General features: G+C 62.5%; 1 pseudogene. It reads right to left on the reverse strand.

From position 1 onward, the window contains the following. A pseudogene (locus H8A92_RS40595) lies at nt 1-706 on the reverse strand (hypothetical protein); the annotation flags it as partial.

Below are 706 nucleotides of genomic sequence, written 5' to 3' on the forward strand. Positions count from 1 at the left end.
TGCCAGCCGGTCGTGGTGTTGTTGTTCAGCAAAAGCTGCGCCCACAACGTGTCGGTGTTGCCGGTCGTGCCCTCGTTGAACACGGTGTTGGCGACATCGCCGGGAGCCACGTTGATCGTGTGGCCGCCGGTTTGCGCCACACCGTTTACAACGAACTGACCCGTAGCAGGAGCTCCATTGGAATCCCACAGCTCGAGCTTCTGATACCCGACATTGCCGGGATCCAGGATCGTCACCAGGTTGGATAGCGCAATGGTCTGGCCAGGGGTCGCGGTGCTGAAGTTGTGCACCGTGACTGTCGGATTCGGGACCGTGACCGAGAACTGCTGCCAGCTCCCTGCCGTGCCGTTCTGAACCAGCCGCGCCCATAGCGTATCGGTGCCGGCTGACGTCCCGGCATCGAACACCACATTGGCACCCGACGGCACATTGATCGCCTGGCCTGCGGGCTGCGCCACGCCGTTGATCAGGACCTCACCGCCGGCCGCGGTTCCGTTCGAATCCCACAACTGCAGCTGATACGTCGCATTGCTTGGATCGGACACGTTCACCAGGCTCGAGAGCGCAATCTGTGCACCCGCCGTAGCACTCGGCAGGCTCGATACATTCAGCGTCGGCGCCGGCACCGAGACCGTAAATTGCTTCCAGCCACTCGCCGTGCCGTTCTGAATGAGCTGCGCCCATAGCGTATCGGTGCCGGATGACG

The sequence above is a fragment of the Bradyrhizobium acaciae genome (assembly GCF_020889785.1).
GTDB classification, from domain to species: domain Bacteria; phylum Pseudomonadota; class Alphaproteobacteria; order Rhizobiales; family Xanthobacteraceae; genus Bradyrhizobium; species Bradyrhizobium acaciae.